11 protein-coding genes are annotated in these 9239 nt (G+C 38.0%); 6 read left to right on the top strand and 5 right to left on the bottom strand.

The features are described 5' to 3' along the window. The 5 genes from B2X72_RS26055 to B2X72_RS26035 all read left to right on the top strand — a co-directional run. The coding region (locus tag B2X72_RS26055; RefSeq protein ID WP_286852101.1) for an MFS transporter at positions 1-678 on the top strand (678 nt) is incomplete at its 5' end. Between the two features lie 178 nt (positions 679-856). Next, positions 857-1225: a nuclear transport factor 2 family protein gene (locus tag B2X72_RS26050; protein WP_075992200.1), complete on the top strand. Its 369-nt coding sequence runs from the start codon at positions 857-859 to the stop codon at positions 1223-1225. Positions 1226-1358: 133 nt separating this feature from the next. After that, entirely contained in the window at positions 1359-2114 is a 756-nt protein-coding gene (locus B2X72_RS26045; protein WP_286736274.1) for a helix-turn-helix domain-containing protein, read from the top strand. 35 nt (positions 2115-2149) lie between these two features. Beyond that, positions 2150-3301, top strand: a complete 1152-nt coding sequence (locus B2X72_RS26040) for an FAD-dependent oxidoreductase (protein WP_286736276.1) — start codon at positions 2150-2152, stop codon at positions 3299-3301. A gap of 355 nt (positions 3302-3656) precedes the next feature. Next, entirely contained in the window at positions 3657-4709 is a 1053-nt protein-coding gene (locus B2X72_RS26035; protein WP_286852100.1) for a DUF5694 domain-containing protein, read from the top strand. 349 nt (positions 4710-5058) lie between these two features. Here the strand turns inward: B2X72_RS26035 and B2X72_RS26030 are convergent, their stop codons facing one another. Next, positions 5059-6201: a TlpA family protein disulfide reductase gene (locus B2X72_RS26030; RefSeq protein ID WP_075992204.1), complete on the bottom strand. Its 1143-nt coding sequence runs from the start codon at positions 6199-6201 to the stop codon at positions 5059-5061. A gap of 180 nt (positions 6202-6381) precedes the next feature. Here B2X72_RS26030 and B2X72_RS26025 point away from each other — a divergent pair, with 180 nt between their 5' ends. Continuing rightward, positions 6382-6555, top strand: coding sequence for a hypothetical protein (locus tag B2X72_RS26025; RefSeq protein ID WP_157626040.1), 174 nt, complete (start codon positions 6382-6384; stop codon positions 6553-6555). On the opposite strand, the gene B2X72_RS26020 is transcribed toward B2X72_RS26025, so the two are convergent. The 4 genes from B2X72_RS26020 to B2X72_RS26005 form a co-directional block, all read right to left on the bottom strand. After that, entirely contained in the window at positions 6552-7400 is an 849-nt protein-coding gene (locus B2X72_RS26020) for an alpha/beta fold hydrolase (protein ID WP_088161256.1), read from the bottom strand. The genes B2X72_RS26025 and B2X72_RS26020 overlap by 4 nt on opposite strands. 42 nt (positions 7401-7442) lie before the next feature. Next, positions 7443-7916 (bottom strand): PaaI family thioesterase, encoded by a 474-nt coding sequence (locus B2X72_RS26015; RefSeq protein ID WP_075992207.1) that lies wholly within the window; start codon positions 7914-7916, stop codon positions 7443-7445. Between the two features lie 67 nt (positions 7917-7983). Further along, complete coding sequence (locus tag B2X72_RS26010) at positions 7984-8514, bottom strand: DinB family protein (RefSeq protein ID WP_075992208.1); 531 nt, start codon at positions 8512-8514, stop codon at positions 7984-7986. A gap of 10 nt (positions 8515-8524) precedes the next feature. After that, positions 8525-9064, bottom strand: a complete 540-nt coding sequence (locus tag B2X72_RS26005) for an alpha/beta hydrolase (protein WP_157698429.1) — start codon at positions 9062-9064, stop codon at positions 8525-8527. Positions 9065-9239 lie beyond the last annotated feature (175 nt).

Raw genomic sequence — 9239 nt, 5'->3', positions numbered from 1 at the left:
CTTTTTATTGGCGTCGCGAGCATCGCGCTGCTTATTTTGTTGCTGATTGTCATGTATCAAAAGGACATATTTAAAGCAAATGAGATGATCCGTGGAGTTAAGGAGAACATTTTCCTCGTCTTCTGTAATATCCTGTCGAGCGGAAGAGCTAGGCATACCTATTTCTATGTTTTGTTTAACGGGATGTTCCATGGTGGTATTTTTGCCTGGCTGGCTTATTTTTTCTATAGAAACTATGGCCTCGACGAATTACAGATTGGGCTAGCCTTGTTGGGGTATGGTATTCCGGGCCTATTATTAGGTCCACTACTCGGAAAGCTTGCGGACCACTATGGAAGACAGAGAATAATACCTTTAGGTTTATTTTTGGGGGCACTTACCGTATTGCTGCTCAGCCAAAATCTAAATCTTGCAGCATCCTGTGTTTTAGTGGCTTTACTTTCACTCGGATTTGACCTCTCGCATCCTTTGTTTGCTGCTATTGTCACCACATTCAGTGCGCAAAAAGGAGCGGCGACAGGACTTTTTGCATTCTTTCTTTTCTCGGGTTATGGCCTTGGGAGCCTTTTACTGAGCCTGATTATCAATATCGGTCTGGAAAGCGCATTCCAGGTGTTCGGCGGGTGCCTTTTACTGGCAGCGATTTGCGCGATATTTGTTTTTAGGAAAGAGAAGTAGTTACTTAAATGCTGATCTCTGTAGTTCGTCATAGCATTGAATATATCTTATTTCATCGTTTAAAACAACTTGTTCCCCTGAGTGGTTTTATGAACGTAGCGGCGTATCATACTGATCACTATAACATTTAAAACGTGTGGACCGACAAAAATTGATGATTCAAAACAACTAGCTGAAAATGAAAAATATAACGATTTTACACACAGCCAATGAATTTATTGCCAAAGGAGATTATGAAAGCTTCTTAGCTTATTGTACTGCAGAGACGAAATGGGTTTTTATAGGTGAGCGTATTCTCCATGGGAAAGAAGAAGTTCGCGCTTATTTGAAAGAGTTCTATCAGGAACCGCCGGTTTTTGATGTGGAAAAATCTATTGAGGAAGGTGATTTTGTTATGGTGACCGGAGAAATTCGGTTGAGAAATAAGGACGGAAAATATGATCATTTCGATTATTGCGACATTTGGCGATTCGAAGATGGAAAAATGGCAGAGCTTAAAGCATTTGTCATTGAAAAACAAGGATTGCCGCTACCCTCATCCGAATAGGCTTAGTGTTTGATCTATTTCATATTTGATTATATAATAATCCTTAATTTTGATTGGAGGTGTGGGACTTTTAACCTGATGTGCCGTAATAAATTTTGAGAGGAAGGTTATGGCTTATAAACGGACTAAAACAATGGAAAATGAATTAAAATACCAAGCAATAAAACCTGACAAGTCGTTAGCGGATTTTGTTGAAAGCTTTTGGCTTTTACAAAACCAATCGGATTGTAATAGAGAGGTTGTAGTATTGCCAGACGGAAGAGTTGATCTATTTTTCACGCAATCTGCAACAGAGTCTTTCCACGTGACGCTTTTGGGTATCCAAACTCAGCCGGGGAAGGCTATCATTGCGCCTTTGCGACAGACTTACGCCGTCAGTTTTAACCCGCTTGCAGTCCAATCTGTTTTTCAGACCAACATCGTCAACTTGGTGGATAGGGCAACTCTCTTGCCTCCCAATTTTTGGAACTTTAGTGCCGACGACCTGAATAACTTTGATTCGTTCTGTGCGAAAGCGACAAATAAAATACAGTCGCTTTTGCCGCTTGAAGTTGACAACAGGAAACGGACACTGTTCGACCTCATTTATGCATCAAACGGGGCGATTACAATTAAAGAACTTGCCGCGCAATCGTTTTGGAGTCGGCAACAAATCAACCGTTATTTCGATCAGCAGTTTGGACTTACGGCAAAAGCATATTGCAATATTATCCGCTTCCGTGCTTCCTTTCAGCATATCAAAGAAGGCAAATTGTTTCCACAACAAAACTTTGCCGATCAATCCCATTTTATTAAAGAAGTCAAGAAACTTGCTGGTGTTTCACCAAAAGAACTGTTGAAGAACCAAAATGAGCGTTTTATACAATTTTCAACGCTCAGGCCCACGTAATTTTGTTCAGTCAAAAAAAATAAATTTTACTGGATATGAAATTACAAGACAAGAAAGTTGCAATTGTTGGCGGTGGTCCTGGCGGACTCACATTAGCCAAACTCTTACAATTAAAAGGAGTAAATGTAACCGTATATGAACGTGATAGCAATAAAGAAGTTCGCCAGCAGGGAGCCACACTGGATCTGCACGAAGAAAGTGGTTTGGAAGCTCTTCGAAGAGCAAATTTGATGAACGAATTTAAAGCTAGTTTTCGACCCGACGCGGGACGTTTAAGGGTGTTGGACGAGCAGGCCATTATCAAAATGGATGAGCACGAGCTTCAAGATAAGGATCAGGAAGATCGCCCTGAAATTGATCGTGCCCCTTTGCGTGATATTTTAATAAACGCACTGCATGAAGATACCATTGTTTGGGACAGTCAGTTTATTTCAATGGTAAAACAGGATCATGGCTGGCTGCTGCATTTCAAAAACGGAAAATCTTTTTACGCTGACCTTGTCATTGCAGCCGACGGTGCAAACTCAAAAATTCGCCCTTACCTAACCGATATTAAGCCGATTTATTCTGGCGTTACAATTGTTGAAGGAAATATCTACGAGGCCGAAAAAAACACACCGAAACTTTGGGAAATAACAAAAGGCGGAAAAGTCTTTGCGCTTGGAAACGGACAATCCATTATTTTAAGTGCAAAAGGAGAGGGCAGTTTATCGTTTTATACCGGTTGTAAAGTTCCCGAAAATTGGACGCAGGAAAGTGGCATTGACTTTAATAACAAGCAACAGGTTTTTGATTGGTTTAAAGTCGCGTTCTCCTACTGGAGCGAAAAATGGCATGAACTTTTTGCAAGTAATGAAATGTGGTTTATGCCGCGACCACAATACCACTTTCCGTTAGACCAGACTTGGACAACATTATCAAACTTGACCATGCTTGGTGACGCAGCTCATCGTATGCCGCCATATGCCGGTGAGGGTGTAAACCAGGCGATGCAGGATGCTTTTGAATTGGCCGAGAATCTGACATGCGACCATTTTCCGGATATTCAGACTGCAATTTCAAATTACGAAAGACAAATGCAGGCAAGGGCGGCAGCAATAACAAAAGATACGTTGCAAAACACTGAAATATTGCACGCTGAAGACGGACTTGATAATTTGCTAGCGATGTTTACCGAGCGGAGGTAAACATCGCTCTGCCATTTCGTAACAAAAACCACGATTAATCCAGTGGATAAGCAAGTTCCTAATGGTCAATACCCCGGATTGGCAAGAAGCTAACTTCGTGTTGACGGGTAACGCCAAATCGGCTCAGCTGCTTAGAAAAGTCATTAAACAAAAAACCAATGGCATGTTTTTTTACACGGCTACTGGTTAGCGGGTAAAAAAGGATTATAGGCCGATGCGGTTAAACTATACGTATTTATTTGTATTTTTAATTCTGTAGATGGCATAAGTGCTTGTAAGCTAATTTGTAAACCGTAATGCCAAGTGTGTAGCTGAATAAGGAAACATCCAATAACGAAACAAGAAGGCACAAAATATGAAGTATATCTTTTATTTATTTTTCTTAATCTCGATCAACGCAAAAGCACAGGATATTGAGGTTTTATTAATCGGTGTTTCCCATGATTATAGTAAATATCCTACCCAGGATTTTTCCAGCATCCATCATAAAATTAGAAAATTTAAGCCTGACGCCTTTTTTGGCGAGTTCCTGAGTAGCGAAGACGAGCGGTTGCTGATGGATTATTGGTGCAAACAACCGAATATAAACCGGCTAAACAAACTTAAGAGCAATCGACCTATAAAAGAGGTATTACTGCAGCATACTATTGACAGCTTGAAGAAACGATCCAATCAGCAACCCAATGATTATCGTGTAAAAGTCGATTTAGCGCATGCCTATTATCTTGATCAAGATGTGGCAAATGGGCATTATCAATTTTGGCAAGTTTATAATTTCCTGCGGCATCAACCTAATGCTGAAATAGAACATGATATCGAAAAATTGCTTAGCCCTGCGGCAGATACCACTGGACGAAGTATGAGAAGGCTAAAAACTTCTGAGTATGCCTATATCGCCTTCCCGATGATGCAGGAGCTAGGCATCGAGGAACTGATGGCTATGGATTGCCAGGACTATGATCTGAATTGGCAAGCATCGTGGGGAGCATTTGACGCGAAATTTGTCTTGTTCAGGAAAGATATGGCCGATTCCTCTAAAAATCAGTTAAAATCAGCCTTGATAGCTATTAACAAGGGTTTTGAGAAATATGCTCATGTCGAAGAGTCTTCAAATAGGGTAACGGAATGGTTGAATACGGATGAGGCCGCGGAGATTTCCGCCTCGGGAGATTTTTACTTGCCTGTTCTATATAATATGAATGGATTTCCCAAAGAAGAAATGCTGTCAAAAATACATTGGTGGATTATGAGAAATGAGGGCATGTGCCATAATGTTGTCAACAGGGCTAAGGTAGTAGGGGCGAAAAGAGTTGTAGTCCTAGCTGGGGCCAATCATCGAAAGTACATGCAGGACATTTTCAAGACGATGCCTGCTGTAAAAGTGAGCAACATCAATGAAGTTGACTAGTAGAAAAAAGAATAGGCTGGTATAGCGAAAAGGAAATCGACGAGAGCAGCACCATATTTAAGCAGCGCCATTTTAATTTGTATTCTCTTTAATCCGCAAGAACTCTCATGAGCGGACTCTTCGAGCATCGCGCAGTGAAGGGCCGGATAAGGAGAGTGTGTTATTTTATTAGTTTTAGGGAATAGATCTTAGTACTACAATCGATATTTGTGTTAATGAAAACTTATAAAAGCATGAAGATATGAAAGCAAATATCATCAAGAGACCTTAAAAATATAAAAGACCTTCACGTGCACAACTTCAAGAAACCAACTGACCTATAGTTCGTCAGGCGGATACCATAGTATAGTTACAACGTATTTAATATGTCACGAAGTTGATCAATTTTAAAATTGGATCGGACAACCCTGTTTTCCTTTGTATTAACGATGACATAGCGTGGAAATGAATATATACCCAATTCCTTTTGAAGGTTGGGGTAATCTCTGTTCTCAAAAATGTAGTTTTCATAGGTATAAGGATGTTTTTCCAAATACTGCTTCCATGTTGTAAATTTGTCATTAACAGCTATGCCTAAAAATTTAAATTTTCCATTATCCTTATATTCATTCACGATGCGCTGTAGCTCAGGGTGCTGAGCTATACAGGGGCCGCACCATGTACCCCAAAAATCAATAACTAGGTATTCAGTACTATCGTAAAGTTCCCTGATATATTTTTTTTCTCCACGCGAGTTTATTATGGTAAAATTGGGGACAGGTACATTTTCTTTTGGTTTATATAATGTAACCATATCCTGATATTTTTTTAAAACCCGTTCACTGTCAAAATATGGAGAGTTTTCTTTCTTCAGCAGCTGAATGAGCTGATAAATCGAATCTTTATGTTGGAATACAGTACTAGAATTGTAAAAAGATAAGCTAGGGTATTCCAATAGAAATGTGAGATGCTCTTCGCTGAGCTTATTTGCCGAATATTTTGTAAAAATTTTCAGGAATTCGGTCATTCTATTGTTATCACCCTTAATCTGTTCCTCTAAAACTGGAATATTGGTTAAATCGAGCGTTTTTGCTGTGGTTTCAAATTCAGTAAATTGTTTGTTCAAATCGCTTCCATATACTTTTAATTGATGTGTGTTTATATTTATATCCATCGTTAGATCATTGGAATCAATAATAAAAGAATACAAGAAGTTTGGTGGGAAAATCTGGTGTCTACGGAAAAAACTGGAGAAATCCTCTCGGTTTGTGAATACACTGTCTGATAGGGCTAGTTGCGCAAAATTGAAATGACCTTTATCAAGAATCTTGTTTATTACAAACTCGCAAGTTCCACTTTTAACTTCCGTTTTAAAGACATCATTATTAATTAATACGTAACTATATGCTGGTAAGGTATCCGCATAGACTTTAAATTTTAAACGAATGTTTTGGCCATAATTATTGCTGATTGCCAAAAAGGTGAAAATGAGAACGAATAGGAACTTGGTCATAATTTCTTGTTTAAATTGAAGTTAAAGACAAAATATGAAAAATAGTGATAATAAGTGCTCTTTTTAATGTATCTATCCAGATTCTTCTAAAGAATTTGCAATCGTAAGGAAAGCATTAAGTATACCTTGTTGATTTGTATCCAATTCTTTAAGGTATTTTTCCTCTGAGGAATAATGGAAATGAAAGAACAACAGATGGCTCAACGATCCAATCGTTGGTTTTATCAACAGTTTCCGCCCATTCGATGGATAGCGAAATCCATCGGAAAGGATATAGATTTCCAGGTTATCAAATGGAATCTTGAGATGACTTTAGTTTATTTGCGTATTCATCAGAGTAGTGCAATTAATTAGTGTTTTGTTTTGTTTAAAAAAGGGAATATTCGTGGTACCAATCCAGTCAAGACATGTCCCATTTCCGGGATGACTATTATGGTAAAGTCTGTCACAATATTTTGCAATCTCCTGGCAATTTTCTGGGTAGAGCGTATTACATCCTGCTCTCCGCCGATGAATAACACTGGCATAGTCAAACGACTGAGTTCGTCATCTGAAAAAATGTATTCTTTTTCTATTCTCGCATTAAAATTGGTTTGTATTAAATCCATAAATGAAATAATCTTATTATCTACACGCTGGCTTCCCAAGACCAGTCTATTGATCCTGATACGTCCAGTTGTTCCCAAAAGGGAATAGAGGATGGCTTTTATGATAAATGTTGTTTTGGTAGGAATTATTCCTGCAGGCGTCAGCAAAATCAGCCGGTCAACTAATTCAGGATAACTTGTTGCAAATCGCAATGACAACCATCCTCCTTGCGATAATCCGACTATATTTGCCTTGTTGATATTGAGGCTGTCGAAAATCTCTTTTAGCCATTCTGCGAAATCTATTGTTTCATAAGAAGGTCTGGTTTCTGCACTCTTTCCTGCCTCTCCGATAATGTCTATTGCTATGACTTTATATTGTTTTGAATATTCGGCTATGTCGGATAACCATGACGTTGCATTAGAAGACGCGCCATGCAGTAAGATGACGATTTCTTGGTGTTGACTTCCTGCCTCCAAAAAATGGGTGTCACCAAAAGTTGTTTTCAAGACATTGGCTTTCAAATTCAATGACGAATTTGTTATTGCATCGTCGTAAGCCCGGATAATTTTGTTTTTTGCTTCAGGGCTTTTAAAGACCGTTTTATTCATGAATATTTCTGTATATAATGTTGTTGTATAATAAGAACTGCATTACCGTCCTTTCGCTTTATCACCTCTTAAAGTCATGACTGTACTCGTTACCATAGCTGCTGTTTTGCCATCACTGCGAAAAATATCGCATCGGTAATGATTTAAGTTTTTTCCATTATGCAAAGGCGATGCTTTGGCAGTAAGTATATCCTCGAAAACTGGCCGGTAAAAATTGATTTTCAATTCTACGGATGTAAAAGTTTCGCCTTCCTGAATAAGAGTCGAATGTGCGGTTCCGATGGCTGCGTCAGCCAATTCGCAAAGCAGTCCTCCGTGAATGGTTCCCTGTTGGTTACTGTGCAGTTCTTTTGTAGTATTGATCTGAACGGTCGCTGTACCTAAACCAGCCTCTATAATGTTTATGCCCAATGTTTTTGATATTGGTGTCGGGTAATGCATATGCGTATGCATATCGCCGGTAATTTCACTTTTTATCAATTTATTTAGGTAATCTAGTATTGATAGTTTTGCCATATACGGAATTATTGTATTTATATAAATAAACCAGTCAGTCTTTTTTTTAATAAAAAATTATATTGTTTTACATGGTTCCTATTATTGACTTGATGGTGTGCAAATGGTGCAAATCATGCTCTGCAACAAAATGCATCAGGTCAATGATATTCATGGGTTGTTGTAACCTCGGATGCATACTTGTCTTCAATAAATCTTCTTCACTCAATTTCTGAAGCATTACAATTGTTTTTTCTCTTTCGCTGACTAGATCGTTAATAAGCTCTTCAACCACCATTTTGTTGAAAGAAGATTGATCAGTTGCTGTATTGCTTAAATCGGCAGTGGACATATCCGGTTTTCCTTTCATTATATCTCTAAAACGGATTCGCCATAGATCTTCTAAAAGGATTAAATGTCCTATATTCTCATTGACAGACCATTTATCTCCCATTTTGCGGGTTGAAACTTCTGTAGGACAACTTTTCAGCACTTGATTTAAAACAGCCGGAAAATCTTCAAGGAGTTTTAGAAATTCGTCAAAATATTCCGAGCCTGTGTTTGAATCAAATTGTCGATCGAACCATCTGACAAATGATTGTGGCTTTACTTCTTTCATTACTATAAATTTATAGGTTATTACTGCTTATCAATTCTTTGGCAGGTATTATCCACTCGTCTAATGCCCTGAATAGAAAACCGTGTTCCATACCTGTGTTGAGAGTAATTTCTTTAAAAGATTTTAAATCAGAATTTTTAAATCTAAGTTGCCTTGATAATAACTCAGCGTCAACATCGGTTTTTTCATTAATCGATAAAATCTTCCCGTAGAGCCTGAGCTTTTGATCTTTATTCATCGAATCATTTTTAAAGCTTGAGCCAATAAAAACAAATTTCAACGCTGGATTTTTGGCATAATAGGAGATATATTGAGCTATATAACCTCCCTGAGACGTTCCAACAATTGAAATATGGTCATAAGGAACTCCATCGCTGTGTAAGCTGTCAATTTTAAGAATCATTTTTTTTGCATATTTCTTGGGATTAGTGCCGACCTTTCTTTTTTCAGATAGTATGACAGAATTTTTAGATTGAAGTTTTTCTAAAATAGCTGTATATGCCGCTGGTCCGTATTTAGGATGATGTGCATTTAACGGATTTTCTTCCAAAAATTTATTATGCAAAAAAAATACATACCTATTTTGAGCATGAACAGCAAATGGAAGAAATGACAGATAAAGAATTATTAACCTGAAAAACATATAATTTGAAGAAATAGCTTATTTTAATTTAAGGACAATATAAAATTTTATTGCTCCGTATGTACATGATTCTTTTTTGAGA

The organism is Sphingobacterium sp. UBA7253 (genome assembly GCF_002472745.1).
In the GTDB taxonomy this organism is placed as follows: Bacteria; Bacteroidota; Bacteroidia; order Sphingobacteriales; family Sphingobacteriaceae; genus Sphingobacterium; species Sphingobacterium siyangense.
The sequence above is the reverse complement of the archived record's forward strand: the minus strand, read 5'-3'. Positions and strand labels throughout refer to the sequence as shown.